Raw genomic sequence first — 16,779 nt, forward strand, 5'->3', positions numbered from 1 at the left:
GCGATCATCCGATCTCGAGGGGATCCGCCGTGCTCCCCTGTTCTTCCGCGCCCGCCAGCGCCTCCCTGAAGCTAGATGAACTGGCGTTGAGCATCGGCGAGCTGCTTGCTGAAAGCAAAGTGTACTTGCGTTTGTGGCCGCAGCCCGCCTCCCGGCGGTCTTCGAACCCCTCCGGTGCCACCGAAGGGGTTGTGTGGCAAGGTGTTCGGGTGGTCGAATCGCTCAGCGAGCGGGATATGGAAAATCTGCTGACGGCTGTCGGCATTGCGCGGCGGTCGCGTGAGCACGGCAATCATCCATTCGGGGCGGCGCTGGCCGAGCCCGGGGGAAGGGTGTTGCTGGAGGCGGAGAACACGGTGATCACCGCGCGTGATGCGACGGGACATGCGGAAACGAATCTGGTGCGGCTGGCGAGCGCCGCCTATGACGCCGAGTTTCTGCGCGGCTGCACGCTTTACACCAGTACCGAACCCTGTGCAATGTGCGCGGGGGCGATCTACTGGGGAAATATCGGGCGGGTGGTTTATGCACTCGGCGAGGACCAGCTCTTGGCCCTGACCGGTGCGGATCCCGAGAACCCGACCATGGCGCTGCCCTGCCGTGCGGTATTCGCCGCCGGTCAGCGCGCACTGCCGGTCATCGGTCCGATCGAGCTCGCGGAGGCAAGGGCGGTCCACGACGGTTTCTGGCGGGGAAGGCCGGCGTAGTAATACCTTCCACCGCATAGGTATTCGCATTTCCGGCAGCCCGAAAGGGGGTCGCCGGCAGGTAGCGGATGGCCGTGCCGGAAAAGGCTGTAAGACACCTGTGAAATAACCCGCGCGACGCGCGGTAGAGCGCATGAAATTTACATGCCGCCTGCGGCGCGGTGCGCTGGTGTTCCGCTATCGTTCATCCCACTATCCGATGCTGCTACTGGCGCGCCAGGGCTGGTTCGTCGATCCGGAGTGTGTGGCCGGGGCGGCCATTGCCTGACGCGAGCCCCCGACCGACTTGAAAGATCGAGGGAACGTGCCCGTACCCGTAACTCTGACCGGCCGTCTGGTACGGCTGGAACCCCTTGCGCCGCAGCATGCCACGGGGCTCGCGGAGGCTGCTGCGGGGAATCGCGATGACTATGCGTTCACGCCCGTCCCACACGGTGTGGACGAGGCGCTGGAATACGTCGCCCAGGCGCTCTCCGGGCATGCCTCGGGCACCTCGCTGGCCTTCGCCATCATCGCCGTCGCCAGTGGACGGGTGCTGGGCTCGACCCGGTTCACCCGTTTCGACTACTGGCAGGGCCCGGTGGTATGGCCGCTGGTGCACGGCATGCCGACCGGAGATCCCCTGCTCGCGGTGCCCGACGCCGCCGAGATCGGGAACTCCTGGCTGTCTCCGCAGGCGCGCGGCGCCGGCATCAATCTGGAGTCCAAGCTGCTGTTGCTGCAGCACGCCTTCGACGTGTGGCGGGTGCGGCGGATCGCCATGCGGGCCGATGTCCGAAATCTGCGGTCCCGCATGGCGATCGAGCGCCTCGGCGCCACCAGCGACGGGGTGCGCCGGGCGCACTCGCGCGGGCTGGACGGCGAGGTGCGCAGCACCGCCTTCTACTCCATCCTGGACGAGGAGTGGCCGACTGTCCGGGCCACTATCGAGGGCCAGCTGGCTGCACTGTCGGCTCGGCAGGGCAACCGCAGCCGTCTGGTGGGCGCGTAAACCGCACCGTACGGCACCCAGGTGACCGATCGGATCGACCGTCAGACCGGTCGGTCCGATCGGTGCCCGGAGACTATAATTCCGGGTGTTGCACCGGTCGGGCGTCGAGGAGAGATCTGTCCGAGTCTGGTAACTCGGCGAACCGGCACGATTCGGATGACGAAGCCAGCAACCCCTCCCGCGTAAGGAGTGGCGCATGACCGACCCCATGCGCACCAAGGTCTGCCTCTGCGACAGTCTGTCCGGATCCCCCGTGCTCAGCCTCTTCCTCGTCCCCGAACCCCGCGTGCCCGGCGCCAGCATCCTGCACCTGCTGGAGCAGACCCCGTTGTCCGCGAGGTCGATTCCGCGCCCCAACCCGCATCTCATCGAGTGGCTGCAGGAGCACGGCTCGCCCGCCATCCGCACCCGCTTCCTCGCCTTCGCGGCCGGGCAGCACGACCCGCACGATGTGCACGCCGTGCTGCACGATCACTTCATCGTCGACCCCGGCCCCATCGGGCTGGACATGGACGATCCGGACGAGATGACCCGGCTCGCACTGCTCCCCGAGCACTGGCTCGGCCCGCGGCGCATCGACGACTTCCACGACCTGGCCGTGCGCAGCACCATGCTCGCGGTCTATCGGCACTTCGGTGTGGACCGGCGCATACCGCTCATGTACCACGGCTATGCCGAACCCGAGGACGGCTGGTTCGAGGTCCCCGCCGCCGAGGCCTGACCGGGCTAGTCGAACGGCACCACCGTCAGCAGCCACCACGGCCGCTGCGGCGACTGGAACTCGAAGGTCTGCACGTACATCCGGCGTTCCCGGCGGGTCAGCGGATCGGTCATCAGCACCGTGCGCTCGCGCGGCTCCGGGGGGACGACGTGGCTGTGCCACAAGCGATCCCAGTCGGGGGAGCGGCGCGCCAGATTGACGATCTCCTCGACCCGGTCCGCCCGCAGGTCGGGGGCGGCGGACCGGAAGGCCGACACCATGACCTGCGCCTCGGCCTCCCAGTCGCCCAGCCGGTAGCGGGCCATGGGTTCCAGCAGGATCGCCGTCATCAGGTTCGCGCCCGGACCGGTGCCCGGAAACAGTTTCCGGAAGGGTTCGTTCGCGGCCAGCACGTCGTAGCCGCCGTCGTGCAGGCAGGCCGGATGCGGAAGGCTGTGCAGGACCGCGAGATCGGAGTCCGGCGGCGGGGAGGGGTCGAACACCCTAGGCAGTGTGCGGGACGACTCTTCGGAGCGTCTTCGTATCGAGTTAAGCCCCGTCACAAGACTGGGTACTGCCGCAGAATTTCTGTCATATTGAGAGGATCCTGTTTGGTTTTATTCGAAGTGGGTACGGGGGTCGCACAGCGACATGGCGCTCATACGCATCGGGGTGCTGGGCCCACTGCACATCAGCATCGACGGTCAGCGCGTGCCTCCGGGCGCGCCGATGCAGTGCGCGGTGCTGGGACGACTGGTCGCCGCAGGTGGCCGGGTGGTGCCCACCGAACGGCTTATCGACGACCTCTGGCACGGTGACCCGCCCGCCAAAGCCGTTGCCGCGCTGCAGGTGTACATCCACAACCTGCGCCGGGTCTTCGAGCCGGACCGGCCGCGCCGGGCGCACTCGCGCGTCATCGTGTCCGAATCACACGGCTACGCGCTCAATCTCGAGCCGTCCCAAGTGGATTCCTGGCACTTCGAGCAACTGCTGCACGGGCACGAGGCCGCCATGCGCGACCCCGCCGGGCTGCCCGACCCGCTGGAGCAGTTGCAGGTGCTGGACGTCGCCCTGGCGTGCTGGCACGGCGGCGCCTTCGAATCCTTCCCCGGGATGCCCTGGGCGGCACAGGAAGCCGCCCGCCTGCAGGCCCTGCGGCTGACCGCCGCCGAACTGCGAGCCCAGGCGGCGCTGGAGCTGAACCGGCCGGCCGAGGTGGTGCTGGCGCTGCGGCCCATCCTGGAGGAGCATCCCGGACGCGAGGAATGCGCGCGGCTGCTGGCCGTCGCCCAGTACCGACTGGGACAGTCGCTGGACGCACTCGCCACGGTGCGCCGCAGCCGCGAATTCCTCACCCTGGAATTCGGGGTGGATCCCGGTCCGGGACTTCGGGATCTGGAGACCGCCATCCTCACCCACTCGGTGGACACCGAGACGGTCACCCCGCCCGCACCCGTGCGGCCCGCCGAACCCGAACCGCTGCCCGATCCGGAACCCTTGCCGGACACCGGATATGCCGCGCAGCGTGCCGCTGTGCTGGCCGCCGCCGACGCCGCGTCCGCCGGGCACGTACAGCTGGTCTGGCTCTCCGGTGAGGCCGGTGCCGGGAAGACCACCCTCGCCACCGCCCTCACCACACACCTGGGCGACCGCGGCTGGACCACCGTGTTCGGCCGCTGCCCCGAGGTCGAGTCCGCGCCGCCCGCCTGGGCCTGGGCCGAGGTACTCACCGGCCTCGACGCGGCCGACCCCGAAACCTTCACCGCCGCCGACGCTTTCACCCTGGCCCGGCGCGTGGTCCGCTCCTGCCGCGAACGCTCGGCCGGGAGACCGATCGCCATCGTGCTCGAGGACGTGCACGGCGCCGACACCGCCACCCTGCAGGTGCTGCGGCAGGTGGTGAACTGGCTGCGGGACCGCCCGATCCTCATCGTCGCCACCCTGCGCGGTACCGAGGCGGGCCCGGGCGTCCGCGACACCGCTGCTGCCCTGGCCCTGTTCACCGCCGACCGCCTCGAACTCGACGGCCTCGACATGGCGGGCACCCGCCGCGCCGCGGCCGCCGCCGGGCTCGCCGCCCCCGACGACCGCACCGTGGAATTGCTACGCCGGCGCACCGGCGGCAACCCGCTGTTCGTGCGCGAACTCGCCAAACTCGTTGCCACCCAGGGCACCACCGACGGCCTGCCCGACAGCGTGCGCGACCTGCTGGGCCGGCGCATCGGCCAGCTTCCCGCCGACGTCGTGGACCTGCTGCGCCACCTCTCGGTCTGGGGCGAGGACAGCGACATCACCACCCTCGCCGCCTCCGCCGACCGCCCCGCCGACACCGTTATCGACCTGATCGCCACCGCCGAATCCGCGCGCCTGCTGCGCACCGACCGGGCCGGCCGCGTCACCTTCGACCACGCCCTGGTCCGCGAAACCGTCTACTACGACCTCCCCACCCTGCGCCGCACCCGAATGCACTGGGCTGCCTTCGAATACCTGCGCAGCGACCCGGAACCGGGCGCGGCAGCGCCGGGCTCGACCCGCGCGGCGGTCGCGTCCGGCCAGGACGAGGGACGATCCGACACCCCGGCCGGGACGGAAGACCTTCCGGGCATGGGGAATCGAGTGCTCAGCGCGCTGTGGGGAGCCGATCACCTGGTCGCGGCGCTCCTCGGATCGCCACGGCCCAGGGCCGCGCGTCGCACCGACCGGACGCTCGCGGCCCTCCGCGGCGCCGACGAGGTGGCCACGGACTCGTCGACCGGACAGACGGAACCGGACGCCGCGGGCATCGCAGACCCCGGCACGGCGACACCGTCCGGCCGCGGCCGAATCCCCGAGTTCGCTTACACCGGAACAAGTTCCGCGCACGATGCGGTATACGTACCACGCGGGCGGGACATCGATGCGCTGGCACATCACGCGGCGCTGGGGGCGGATGCCGAAACCGCCACGGTGGCTCTGCCATACGTGCGCGCGGCGGCGCGGCGGTGTGTGGAGCGGCGGATGCGCGCCGACGCCGTGCGACGGTGGCGATCGGTACTTGCGCTGCACGATCTGGCCGGGCACGCCGGCGCGGGAGCCGCGCGCGTGGATCGGCTCGCGGTGCTCGAGGCGCGCTGCGAGCTGGTGGTGGCGCTGGCCTACGACGGGCAGCACATCGCCGCGCGGGCGGCCCGCGAGCAGGCGCTCGATCTGGCCGAATCACTTTGCGGCACAGCGTCATCGCCGGGCGGGACGGAGTTGCTCGCGCACGCCGTCACCTGCTGGCCGACGCCACTCATCTGGTCGGTGCACGACTGGCACACCCCGGACCCGCGCATCCGCGAACCGCTGCGCCTGGCCTGCGCCGATACCGGGCTGCCGGTGCGCACGCGAATTCTGTTGCATGTCACCGCCGTTTTCGATCGCGCCGTCGAGGAGCCCTCGGCGGCCCGCATCCTGGCCGGTTCGGCCATGGCCCTGGCCGAACCGCTCGACGACCCGGACCTGCTGTGCACGGTGCTCAACGCGCAGGCGTTCGCGGCCTTCGCGGCGGGCGGCTTCCTGCGCGCCCACGACCTCGAACGGTATGCGACCCGGCTGCTCGAGGTGTCCACCGCGGCCGGACTCACCGAATTCCGCGCGCTCGCACACTATCTGCTGTTCCGCGCCACCCTGGCCGACGCCGACCTGGTGGCCGCCGCCGAACACGCCGGACGGGCCGGCGAATACGCCACCGACGGACAGCTGCGGCACCTGCTGGACGCCATCGCGCCCTTCGGCATGGTGCTGGAACTATTGCGCGGCAATACCGATGAGGTGCTGCGCCTGCTCGGCGAGGGCTTCGGCGAACTGGACGACCTGGTGGCGCACTCCGGCGAGGGTGCGGCCGAACCGACCCGCGACGGCAATGCGCTGCACGTCGGCATCGCCGTCTCCATCGGCTGGCTGCGCAACGACATGTCCGTCTACCTGAACGATCTGCGCGAGCGCACCGCCCTCAAACCGGAGCTGTTCATCCACGGTTACGCACTGGCCCTGGTGCATTCGGGCCGTCCGGAGGAGGCCCGTCGCATGCTGGCCGCCGCACCTCCACTGGCCCCGCAGTTCTGGTCCACCTTCACCGGAGTGAAGGCCCGCCTCGCCATCTCCCTCGAGGATCCGGCCATGGCGCTCGGCGTCTACCAGCAGCTGCTGCCGTACTCGGGCACCGTCTGCGGTCTGGAGACCGGCGCCTCGGTGCTCGGGCCCATGGATTGCATCCTCGCCGAGCTGGCCACCTACCTCGGCGACCACGAGCGCGCCGCCGGTCACCGCGCCGCCGCCGAGGAACTGCAGGGCAGACTGCAATCCGAGCTGGCCGAACTCGCACCCCGGGGAGTCGGGCTCATGCAGGCCGGCCGCCTCGGTCCGATGGGCCGCAGCCGGCTGGTCCACCGGCCCTGAGGGAACTCCGCGGCCGGGTGGAACGTCCTTACTGGTAAGGCCGACGGCCGGCCGGAACAGGGGAGGACCGGATGACAGTCGAGCTCGAGCGCCCGCAGCGCAGACGGCGGCGCTGGCTGGTGGTGAGCACCGTTGCGCTGGTGATGATTTCGGCGCTGAGTGCCGGGGGAGTGCTCGGCGTGCGGTGGTGGCAGCAGCACCGGCACGAGGAGTCCTACGGCCCGCGCGAGCTGGACGGGCGTCTGCTGCACGACTTTCCGGAGGTCGATTCCACCGGGTTGAGTCCCGGGCAGGCGCAGGTGGTCGATGTTCTGCGACAGCAATTCGACGAACAGAGCGGCCGGGACAAATACTCCGAGGGCATTGCCGAACCCTGGTGCGCCGACTTCGTCAGCTGGGTGATGCGCGCGGCCGGACAACCGTTGAGCAATCCGAATTCCGGATCCTGGCGGATTCCCGGCGTGTACACCCTGGAGGAGTACTACCGGGGACAACACCGTTTCGAGCAGGCGAACAACGGATATCTACCGCGGGTCGGCGATGTGGTGATGTACTCGGATTCCAGTGTGTTCCATCAGCACACGAATATCGTTATCGCGGCGGATTCGGATACCATCACCACGGTGGGCGGCAATGAGGCCGGTGAATCCGGCGGTGTCGCCATCCACAAATTCCGCCCGTCCGGCACATCAGGGCTGGTCGGCTTCGGGCGATTGGGAACACGCTGATTCCACATTCTGGAAACACGCGGGGCGGGGTGTACTACTGAGCGCATCTTCCGCTTACGATGGGTTTCGGCGGCGCCCGGCAGCGTCGTCGATTGATCCCTGTCCTGCTGCCCCCTCATCGGCAGGACAGGGGTCCCCGCCCGACGAAAGTAGCTGATGACGTCGTCCGACCAACCGACCTGGATCGATTACGCCGAATTCGGCGAACGTTTCGTGGCGGCGGCGGTGACGGAAACCCGGATCGAATCGGCGGTCTCCAGCGTGGCCGGGCGCGGAATCACCATCGGCCCCTTCGGAATCGGGCCCGCCGGGCTCGCCCGGTTCGTGGCCAAGGGCAGCATCGGCAAACCCACCGTCATCCGGCGCGGGCCGCACGTGCACTTCGACGTCATGCTCCCGGTGAAACTGCGGGTCGACGTCACCCTCGGCGGGCAGCGGCTGCGGCTGGAGGCGGTGGTGGAGATCGACCTCAGCATGCACGCCCGCACCGCCGATCCGCTGCTCATCGTCATCGACATTCCCCCGGTCACCGGGCGCGACGTCAGCTTCGTCATGCGCGCACAGGCCATCGGCACCGCCTGGGAACTGCTGCTGGACCCCATCGCCAAACTGGTGCAGCGTGAGGTCGCCAATCGCATCAATGCCATTCTGGCCGACCCGGATTCGCAGCGCGGCCGCACCTTCGACGTGCAGGCCATCATGGACGGCACGCGCTCGGCCTACCGCGGGCGACCGACCCACGAGTGGATCGGCTACGACGAATTCGGCCGCCGGTTCTTCGCGCGCATCGTGACCGCGGAACGGGTGCGGCAGGTGGTGGAATCGATGGCGGGCAAGCCCATCGAGGTCGGCCCGCTGCGCACCGGCCCGGGCAACAAGGCCGAGGTCTGTGTGCAGGGCAGTGTGCGACTGCCCCGGGTCGCTGCCACCGGCCCGGTCACCGTCACCCCCGTACCCGAGCCGCGGATCGCCGAATTGCCGCATGCCGCGGCCGAATCGGCCGCGGCCGCGGCGGCCGAGGCACACGCGAACTCCCACGATCCCGCGCTGGTGCGCTTCGACCTCACCATTCCGGTGAGCCTGGACATCTCCGTGGACGTGCTCAAGACCAACCGCTATCGGGCCGAGGTGCAGGTGCCGGTGGCCCTCACCGCGCGTGCCGCCGAGCCGTTGCTGATCGTCATCGACGCGGTGCCGCCGCGCGCCCGCGACATCGATCTGGAGATGACCGCCGAGGGCTGGCGGGCGGCCGCGCTGGGCAAGCTGGCCGGCATGCGCAAGCAGATCGCCGCCCAGGTCGCGAGGGTCGTGCGCGCCGAGGTGGCCGACGTGTCGCGCCGGACCATCGATGTGGGCGCCCGGCTGGACGCGACGCGCGTCTGAGGTCCCCGGCCGCGGCAATTCGATAGCTGTTGGTTCGCCATCGGCCGGTCGTTGCCCGGTTTCGCCCCGATGTGACATATGGTGCCGATGTGCTCGATGAGCCTGGCGATTCCAATGTGAATATGGTGAAATGAGGGCACGTTCAGGGCTCCCGGCGCACGGATGATCTTGTTTTCATCGGGGAAGGTGCGCCGGGCACGCCGCAAGTAGTTCCAACCGGTCACCGGTGAGACGCCGTCTCCCAATCGTCACGACTGGAATGTTCGACCAGCGAGTGTGTGCGAAGGAGCCCGTGATGCGTCCTGCCCATGTCAATCGACGGAACTTCCTCTCCGGGGCCACGGCTCTCGCCGCCGGAATCACCGCCGGACTGACCCTCCCACCCGCCACCGCGGCAGCCAAGCAACAGCTCGGCACCCTCCTCGACTACGCCGGCGGCGTTCCCTCCGCCCAATCCATCAGCGACGACGGCGATATCGGCGTCATCCGCTACGTCTCCGACCGGCGGCCCGGCGCCGAATGGATGGCGGGCAAACCGCTGCTCGCCCGCGAGGTCGACGCCCTGCGCGCCGCGGGCCTGACGGTGGTCTCCTGCTACCAGTTCGGCAAGGGCCCGACCGCCGATTGGCGCGGCGGTTACGCGGCCGGATTACAGCACGCCGCACGGGGATTGATCCTGCACAAGGCTGCGGGCGGGCCCGACACCGCGCCCATCTACGCCTCCATCGACGACAACCCCGGCGACGACGATTTCGAGCAGTTCATCGAGCCGTACCTGCGCGGCTGGGAGACCGTCATCGGACACGACCGCACCGGCGTCTACGCGAACTCGCCGACCATCGACAACATTCGCGACGCGGGCCTGTGTTCCTTCTTCTGGCAACACAATTGGGGCACCCCGAAGGGCTACGTCCACCCCGCCGCCACCCTGCACCAGTTCGAGATCGACAAGCGCGAGGTCGACGGCGTCTCCGTGGACGTCAATGCCGTACTCGCCCCGCAGTACGGCCAATGGTGGTAACCCGACTCTGCTGAAGGAAACCCGTTAGGTCTGGCAGTGGCAGGTCGGGTCGACCGCCAGGCCCGGCTCGTCGGGGACGACCCGGAGCATGAGGTGGGGATCGGTGTGTTCGTCCTCGCCGCTGCCGTCGGCGAAGACCTCACCGTTCCCGTTCCAGGAGAACAGGGACCAGCGGGACAGCGCCGAGAATGCGGAGCCGAGGCTGCCGAAGGAAGCCGAGGAGATGAGAGAGCCGAACGAGCCCACCGACCCGATCGACAGCACCGAGCCCACGCTGCCGATGGACAGGATCGAATAGGCCGAGCCGATCGACAGGATCGATCCCTCGGAACGAATCGAGAGGATCGACCGGCGCGAATACAGTCCCCGTACGGGGTTGGTCACAGCGGCCATAGATGTCGGTCTACCACAGGAAACCGGCCGTGCAAACGATTTCGCCCCTGTCCCTTCCGCGTAGTTACGGAGGAGAACAGGGGCGAAATTCTCGGCTAACTCGGGGTGTCGGCTAGGCGACGGTGAAGAATCCGATGGTGGGGAGGAACGAGCAGGTGATCGGCTGCGATTCCGGATCGGCCTGGGTCGTCAGCGAACCCGAGACGATGGCGACCACGCGACCGGAACCGGTGTTGGCGATGGCCGACAGGGTGGCCGGGCCGTCCGGGTTGATGTGCGCGTCATTGGTCAGGTTCTGGGTGCCGGTGGCGCGCGTGTCGAGGTTCAGCCACTGCACCGTCATCGGGGTGGGCTGCACATCGGTGGGCTGCTTGGTGCCCAGCGCGGTGAACACGAAACCGGCCTGGCCCTGCGCCGGTCCGGGCGGGGGCAGCTGCGCCGGACCGCCGACGGCCAGCGCGGTGCCCACCGAGTCGGCGGTGGAGGAGATGCAGCCCTTGCCGATGGTCGGCCACAGGAACTGCGAGATGACCGGGCCGTCCTTCGGGATGTCGGGGCCGCCACCGCCACTGCCGTCGAGGAACGTGATGACGGCGAGCAGCGTGGTCTTCACCTGCGCCGGCAGGTTGCTGCTCTCCAGCAGCTGCTTGGCCTGGGCGAGAATGGCGTTCTTGGGGCCTGCGTCCGCGATATCGGCGGGACCGGTGGCCGCGCCGATGATGGCGGGGACCAGCGAGGCCAGCGCGTCGACCGGAACCCCTTCGGGGATCATCGGAATCGACGCGCTCCTGGGTGCCGGCGCGGGGTTCGCGTAGGCCGTCGGCACGGCGACGGTGGCGCAGGCCGCCAGGGCCAATGCGGACATTGCGAACCGCGATCCTCGGGTGCGAAGCACTGGTGTAGCCGTCCTTACCTTCAGGGACATCTAGCAGCGATGGAGCCATCGCTCCGCGCCACTCTAGGGACCGGGCTGCCGTGTTGTACAGCCGCGGTGTGATCTTGGCGAACTCGATCAGCTGACGCTATCGAACGGGCGACCGGAGTGCCTGTTACAGATGGGGTCGGTGATGCAAATGTTACAGCGGAGGGTCCGCGCCGCACGGGACATTCTGCAGGGCGACTACGCTTGCCGGGGCCACCGCAACGCCGCATTCGTGAGGCCCGCAAGCCGCATTCGCCAGCCGTGCACTCGGCCGGTGACCCGCCCGAGCTGAAAGACAGTGCCGTGAATCGACACTTCCACATGGCCGCCGCGGCACTGGGTATTTCGGTGCTGGCCCGTCTCGTGTGGGTCCTGTTTCTGCCCAATGGCATGAACTTCGTGGACCTGCACGTCTATGTGGACGGCTCCGCGAATCTGTTCGGCGGGAATCTCTATGACTACACCGATTCCAGTAAGACGCCGGACTTTCCACTGCCGTTCACCTATCCGCCGTTCGCGGCGCTGGTGTTCTATCCGCTGCATTTCCTGCCCTTCGGGGTGGTAGCCATCGGATGGCTGCTCGCCACGGTGGCGGCGCTGTTCGGCGTGGTGTGGTTGGCGCTGGAGATGATGGTCGGCCGCGAGGCCATGCGTGAACGGTCCTGGCGCACCGCCGCGGTGGCGTGGACGGCGATCGGCATGTGGCTGGAGCCGGTGCGCTCGACCTTCGACTACGGCCAGGTCAATGTGTTCCTGGTGCTGCTCGCCATGATCGCGGTCCGCAGCGCGCGCTGGTGGGTGTCGGGCACGCTGGTCGGCGTGGCCGCCGGCATCAAGCTGACCCCGGCCGTCACCGGGCTGTATTTCGCGGCTCGTAAACGCTGGTTCACGGCGATCTGGTCGGCGGTGGTCTTCTTCGGGACCATTCTGCTGACCTATCTGTTCGCCCCCGGTGAGACCAACAAGTACTTCCGCGAATTGCTCGGCGACGCGCATCGCATCGGGCCGGTCGGATCGGCGACCAATCAGTCGCTGCGCGGCGCGCTCAGTCGGCTGCTCGGCCACGACGTGGTGTCCGGGCCGGTGTGGATCGCGGCCGCGCTGGTGACGGCCGTGCTCGCGTTCTTCGCTTGGCGCGCACTGGATTCCGACGACCGGCTGGGCACGCTGATCATCGTGCAGCTGTTCGGGTTGATGGTGTCGCCGATCTCCTGGTCGCACCACTGGATCTGGCTCCTGCCGGTCATCCTGTGGCTGTGCTACGGCCCGCTGCGGCAGGCGGCGGGCGCCCGGGTGCTGGCCGGTTACTGGCTGGTGGTGACGCTGATCGGCGTGCCCTGGGTGCTGGGCTTCTTCCAGGATTCGATCTGGACCATCTCGCGTCCGGGCATCCTGTCCTGGCTGGGCGCGGTGGACGTGCTCGGCGTGCTGGCGCTCTATGCCTGGATCATCCGGGCCGGCCGGCTCAGCCCCGGACATCCGGTCGATCGATCTCGCGAGCAAGAGCTGTCCGACCGGTGAGGTGAGATTTTCAGCGCGAGAGCCGCGTCCCGAATATCTCGGGCGCCTCGAATGTCGGTGGTGCCCTTAATATTTGGGGTGCGCGGGATAATCGTTGGTCCAGTTACGCTCATCGAGCGCCTGAAAGGCCTGCTCGCCAGCCGTGAATTCCGGTCGGTGATCCACCCGACCGAAAGTCCGTGCCGTGAATCGACGTTTCCGCCTGGCTGCCGCCGCCCTCGGCATCTCGGTGCTGGTCCGCCTGCTGTGGGCGCTGTTCTGGCCCAGCAATCTGATCCTCGTGGACCTGCACGTGTATGTCGAAGGGGCCGCGAATCTGTTCCGCGGGAACCTCTACGACTGGACCGATTCCAGTCGATCACCACAATTTCCGCTGCCGTTCACATATCCACCGTTCGCGGCGCTCGTCCTGTATCCGCTGCATTTCCTGCCCTTCGGCATGGTGGCCGTCGGCTGGCTGCTGGCCACGGCGGCGGCGCTGTTCGGCATCGTGTGGATATCGCTGGAGATGATCGTGGGCCGGGAGGCCATGCACGAACAGTGCTGGCGCACCACCGCGGTGGCGTGGACCGCGGGCGGCATGTGGCTGGAACCGGTGCGGTCCACCCTCGACTACGGCCAGGTCAATGTGTTCCTGGTGCTGCTCGCCATGGTCGCGGCGCGCAGTGCCCGGTGGTGGGTGTCGGGTGCGCTGGTCGGCCTGGGTGTGGGGGTCAAGCTGACCCCGGCGGTGACCGGACTGTATTTCGTGGCCCGCCGGCAGTGGCTCGCGGTGATCTGGTCGGCGGTGGCCTTCGCAGGGACCATCGGTCTGACCTTCCTGCTGACGCCGGGTGAGACCAGGAGGTACTTCGGGGAACTGGTCGGCGACCCGGGCCGTATCGGGCCGGTCGGTTCGGTGATCAATCAGTCGCTGCGCGGGGCGCTCAGCCGCCTGGCCGGCCACGACATCGGGTCCGGGCTGCTGTGGAAGACATCCGTGCTGGTGACGGCCGTACTCGCGTTCTTCGCCTGGCGCGCACTGCGTTCCGACGATCGGCTGGGCACGCTGATCATCGTGCAGCTGTTCGGTTTGATGGCGTCGCCGATCTCCTGGTCACACCACTGGGTGTGCCTGGTCCCGCTGATTCTGTGGCTGCTCCACGGTCCGCTGCGCGAGGCCGCCGGTGCGCGCCTGATGGCCGCATACTGGCTTTTCACGACGGTGATCGGGGTGCCCTGGATGCTGGGTACCCTGCAGAAGTCGATGTGGGATATCTCGCGTCCGGGTTATCTGGCCTGGCTGGGCGCGGCGAACGCGATCGGGGTGCTGGCCCTCTATGCGTGGATGATCCGGGCCGGGCGGCTCAGCTCCGAGCGTGTAGTTGATCGATCTCGTGAGCGAGAGCCATATCGCGTGTCGTGAGACCGCCCGCGGAGTGGGTGGACAGCGTGAAAGTGACCCGCCGCCAGCGGATATCGATATCGGGATGGTGGTCGGCGGCCTCGGCCGCGGCGGCCACCCGGCGCACCAGTTCGATGCCGGCCAGGAACGAGGGGGCCTTGATGGTGCGCGTGATGCTGTTGCCCTCGCGGGTCCATTCGGGCAGTTCGGTGAGGGCCTTGGCGATGTCGTCGTCGGAGAGCAGCGCAGGACTCATGACTCCGGTGTACTCCGGATTCAGGCCGCCCGCGCGAGTTTCAGGCACTTCTTGAGTTCCTTGCCGCAGCAGCCTGCGGCTTCGGCCTTCTTCATCCGCGTAATCACAACAGGGCATTTCAGGCATCGCGTCTTCTTGCGGCAGCATTTCTTCTTCGGCTTCAGACCGGATACGTGTTTGGCCTTCACCTTGCCCATGGTTGGTTAGCTTAACCTAACCTCTGCCCATTGACCATGTGACCTAGTGCGCCCGGTAGTCTGTAGCTCGCCGCATGCCCGGTGGAGTTCGCCATGTCTCGTCGTAGGCAGCCCCACGCATGAGACCCATCCGGGTCGGCAACAGACATTTTCACCAGGAGGAATCAAACGTGTCGTCTGTCGAGTTCCGCAACGTCGCCATCGTGGCGCACGTCGACCACGGCAAGACAACACTGGTCGACGCCATGCTCCGGCAATCCGGTGCGTTCGCCGAACGTGCCGAACTCGTCGACCGAGTGATGGACTCCGGTGACCTCGAGCGCGAGAAGGGCATCACCATTCTCGCCAAGAACACCGCTGTTCACCGGCATAACGCCGACGGATCGGTCACCGTCATCAATGTCATCGACACCCCCGGCCACGCCGACTTCGGTGGTGAGGTGGAGCGCGGCCTGTCCATGGTGGACGGCGTGGTGCTGCTCGTCGACGCGTCCGAGGGTCCGCTCCCGCAGACCCGCTTCGTGCTGCGCAAGGCCCTCGCGGCCTCGCTGCCGGTGATCCTGGTGGTCAACAAGACCGACCGCCCGGACGCCCGCATCGAGGAGGTCGTCGAGGAATCCCACGACCTGCTGCTGGACCTGGCCTCCGACCTCGACGACGAGGCCTCCGAGGCCGCCGAGCTGGCCCTCGACCTGCCGGTGCTCTACGCCTCCGGCCGCGCGGGCGTGGCGTCCACCAGCCGCCCCGACAACGGCCAGGTGCCGGACGCGGAGAACCTCGACGAGCTGTTCGAGGTCCTCATGAAGTACGTTCCCGCCCCCAAGGGCGACCCGAAGGCCACCCTGCAGGCGCACGTCACCAACCTCGACGCCTCCCCGTTCCTGGGCCGAATCGGCCTGGTGCGCATCCACAACGGCACCCTGAAGAAGGGCCAGAACGTCGCATGGATGCACGGTGACGGCGTCAAGACCGTCAAGATCACCGAGCTGCTCAAGACCATCGGCGTCGAGCGTCAGCCCGGCGAGGAGGCCGTGGCCGGTGACATCGTCGCCATCGCGGGCATTCCGGACATCATGATCGGCGACACCCTCGCCGACGTCGACAACCCGGTCGCGCTGCCGCGGATCACCGTCGACGAGCCGGCCATCTCGGTGACCATCGGTACCAACACCTCGCCGCTGGTCGGCCGGGTGCAGGGCCACAAGCTGACCGCCCGCATGGTGAAGTCGCGCCTGGACCAGGAACTGGTCGGCAACGTGTCGCTGCGGGTGCTCGACATCGGCCGCCCGGACGCCTGGGAGGTGCAGGGCCGTGGTGAGCTCGCGCTGGCCATCCTGGTCGAGCAGATGCGCCGCGAGGGTTTCGAGCTGACCGTCGGCAAGCCGCAGGTGGTCACCAAGACCGTCGACGGCAAGGTGCACGAGCCCTTCGAAGAGCTGACCATCGACTGCCCGGACGAGTACCTGGGCGCCGTGACCCAGCTGCTGGCCGCCCGCAAGGGCAAGATGGTCCAGATGAGCAACCACTCGGCCGGGTGGGTGCGCATGGAGTTCATCGTCCCGTCGCGTGGTCTGATCGGTTTCCGCACCGACTTCCTCACCGAGACCCGCGGCACCGGTATCGCCAACGCCGTGTTCGACGGCTACGCGCCGTGGGCCGGCGAGATCCGCGCCCGCCACACCGGTTCGCTGGTCTCCGACCGCAATGGTTCGGTCACCCCGTTCGCCATGATCCAGCTGGCCGACCGTGGCCAGTTCTTCGTGGAGCCGGGCGCCGACACCTACGAGGGCCACGTGGTCGGCATCAACCCGCGTGCCGAGGACCTCGACATCAACGTCACCCGTGAGAAGAAGCTGACCAATATGCGGTCCGCCACCGGTGACGTGCTCGAGACCCTGGCCAAGCCGCTGCAGCTGGATCTCGAGAGCGCGATGGAGTTCTGCACCGACGACGAGTGTGTCGAGGTCACCCCGGAGATCGTGCGGGTCCGCAAGGTCACCCTGAATGCCAACGACCGCCAGCGTGAGATCTCGCGCCGCAAGGCCCGCGACAAGGCCGCCCAGTAACAACGCTCCGACCTCTCGGCGAGCCGCTTTCGAGTGGCTCGCCGATTGGTATCGGGCGCTGGGCGAACCCGCGGACAGCTGCCGTGGCCGG

At 68.2% G+C, this 16,779-nt stretch carries 16 protein-coding genes; 11 read left to right on the forward strand and 5 right to left on the reverse strand.

Going from position 1 to position 16,779, the window contains the following annotated elements; translation table 11 throughout:
* The first annotated feature begins 209 nt into the window (after nucleotides 1-209).
* The 4 genes from ACFXIV_RS20045 to ACFXIV_RS20060 all read left to right on the forward strand — a co-directional run bounded on the left by ACFXIV_RS20045 (nucleotide 210) and on the right by ACFXIV_RS20060 (nucleotide 2,419).
* The gene (locus tag ACFXIV_RS20045; protein WP_379393898.1) at nucleotides 210-707 is read left to right on the forward strand and encodes a nucleoside deaminase; all 498 of its coding nucleotides are present in this window, start codon (nucleotides 210-212) and stop codon (nucleotides 705-707) included.
* 133 nt (nucleotides 708-840) lie between these two features.
* Nucleotides 841-975 (forward strand): hypothetical protein, encoded by a 135-nt coding sequence (locus tag ACFXIV_RS20050; protein WP_379393900.1) that lies wholly within the window; start codon nucleotides 841-843, stop codon nucleotides 973-975.
* Between the two features lie 36 nt (nucleotides 976-1,011).
* Nucleotides 1,012-1,698: a GNAT family N-acetyltransferase gene (locus ACFXIV_RS20055; protein WP_379393902.1), complete on the forward strand. Its 687-nt coding sequence runs from the start codon at nucleotides 1,012-1,014 to the stop codon at nucleotides 1,696-1,698.
* 196 nt (nucleotides 1,699-1,894) lie between these two features.
* Complete coding sequence (locus ACFXIV_RS20060) at nucleotides 1,895-2,419, forward strand: hypothetical protein (RefSeq protein ID WP_379393904.1); 525 nt, start codon at nucleotides 1,895-1,897, stop codon at nucleotides 2,417-2,419.
* Nucleotides 2,420-2,424: 5 nt separating this feature from the next.
* Here ACFXIV_RS20060 and ACFXIV_RS20065 read toward each other — a convergent pair whose 3' ends face one another.
* Nucleotides 2,425-2,901, reverse strand: coding sequence for a hypothetical protein (locus ACFXIV_RS20065; RefSeq protein ID WP_379393906.1), 477 nt, complete (start codon nucleotides 2,899-2,901; stop codon nucleotides 2,425-2,427).
* Nucleotides 2,902-3,049: 148 nt separating this feature from the next.
* Here ACFXIV_RS20065 and ACFXIV_RS20070 point away from each other — a divergent pair, with 148 nt between their 5' ends.
* The 4 genes from ACFXIV_RS20070 to ACFXIV_RS20085 all read left to right on the forward strand — a co-directional run bounded on the left by ACFXIV_RS20070 (nucleotide 3,050) and on the right by ACFXIV_RS20085 (nucleotide 9,949).
* Complete coding sequence (locus ACFXIV_RS20070) at nucleotides 3,050-6,817, forward strand: BTAD domain-containing putative transcriptional regulator (protein WP_379393908.1); 3,768 nt, start codon at nucleotides 3,050-3,052, stop codon at nucleotides 6,815-6,817.
* 71 nt (nucleotides 6,818-6,888) lie between these two features.
* Entirely contained in the window at nucleotides 6,889-7,545 is a 657-nt protein-coding gene (locus ACFXIV_RS20075; RefSeq protein ID WP_379393910.1) for a CHAP domain-containing protein, read from the forward strand.
* A gap of 156 nt (nucleotides 7,546-7,701) precedes the next feature.
* On the forward strand, nucleotides 7,702-8,928 hold the full coding sequence (locus ACFXIV_RS20080; RefSeq protein WP_379393912.1) for a hypothetical protein: 1,227 nt from the start codon (nucleotides 7,702-7,704) through the stop codon (nucleotides 8,926-8,928).
* A gap of 295 nt (nucleotides 8,929-9,223) precedes the next feature.
* A complete protein-coding gene (locus ACFXIV_RS20085) occupies nucleotides 9,224-9,949 on the forward strand; it encodes a DUF1906 domain-containing protein (RefSeq protein ID WP_379393914.1) in 726 nt (241 codons plus the stop codon).
* A 24-nt stretch (nucleotides 9,950-9,973) separates the two neighbouring features.
* On the opposite strand, the gene ACFXIV_RS20090 is transcribed toward ACFXIV_RS20085, so the two are convergent.
* Both ACFXIV_RS20090 and ACFXIV_RS20095 read right to left on the reverse strand, forming a co-directional pair.
* Entirely contained in the window at nucleotides 9,974-10,342 is a 369-nt protein-coding gene (locus ACFXIV_RS20090; RefSeq protein ID WP_379393916.1) for a hypothetical protein, read from the reverse strand.
* Between the two features lie 112 nt (nucleotides 10,343-10,454).
* Entirely contained in the window at nucleotides 10,455-11,207 is a 753-nt protein-coding gene (locus tag ACFXIV_RS20095; protein ID WP_379393918.1) for a hypothetical protein, read from the reverse strand.
* Between the two features lie 378 nt (nucleotides 11,208-11,585).
* On the opposite strand from ACFXIV_RS20095, the gene ACFXIV_RS20100 reads away from it, so the two are divergent.
* Nucleotides 11,586-12,785 (forward strand): mannosyltransferase, encoded by a 1,200-nt coding sequence (locus tag ACFXIV_RS20100; protein WP_379394343.1) that lies wholly within the window; start codon nucleotides 11,586-11,588, stop codon nucleotides 12,783-12,785.
* Nucleotides 12,786-12,969: 184 nt separating this feature from the next.
* The gene (locus ACFXIV_RS20105; protein WP_379393920.1) at nucleotides 12,970-14,190 is read left to right on the forward strand and encodes a mannosyltransferase; all 1,221 of its coding nucleotides are present in this window, start codon (nucleotides 12,970-12,972) and stop codon (nucleotides 14,188-14,190) included.
* Here ACFXIV_RS20105 and ACFXIV_RS20110 read toward each other — a convergent pair.
* Both ACFXIV_RS20110 and ACFXIV_RS20115 read right to left on the reverse strand, forming a co-directional pair.
* Nucleotides 14,132-14,425, reverse strand: a complete 294-nt coding sequence (locus tag ACFXIV_RS20110) for a 4a-hydroxytetrahydrobiopterin dehydratase (RefSeq protein WP_379394345.1) — start codon at nucleotides 14,423-14,425, stop codon at nucleotides 14,132-14,134. The two genes, ACFXIV_RS20105 and ACFXIV_RS20110, sit on opposite strands and share 59 nt — an antisense overlap.
* Nucleotides 14,426-14,445: 20 nt before the next feature.
* Nucleotides 14,446-14,622: a hypothetical protein gene (locus tag ACFXIV_RS20115; RefSeq protein WP_354833569.1), complete on the reverse strand. Its 177-nt coding sequence runs from the start codon at nucleotides 14,620-14,622 to the stop codon at nucleotides 14,446-14,448.
* 170 nt (nucleotides 14,623-14,792) lie between these two features.
* Here ACFXIV_RS20115 and typA point away from each other — a divergent pair, with 170 nt between their 5' ends.
* Entirely contained in the window at nucleotides 14,793-16,688 is a 1,896-nt protein-coding gene (gene typA / locus ACFXIV_RS20120) for a translational GTPase TypA (RefSeq protein WP_379379915.1), read from the forward strand.
* Nucleotides 16,689-16,779: the final 91 nt, after the last annotated feature.

Origin of the sequence: Nocardia sp. NPDC059236 (assembly GCF_042754085.1) — a bacterium.
Taxonomy (GTDB): Bacteria; Actinomycetota; Actinomycetes; order Mycobacteriales; family Mycobacteriaceae; genus Nocardia.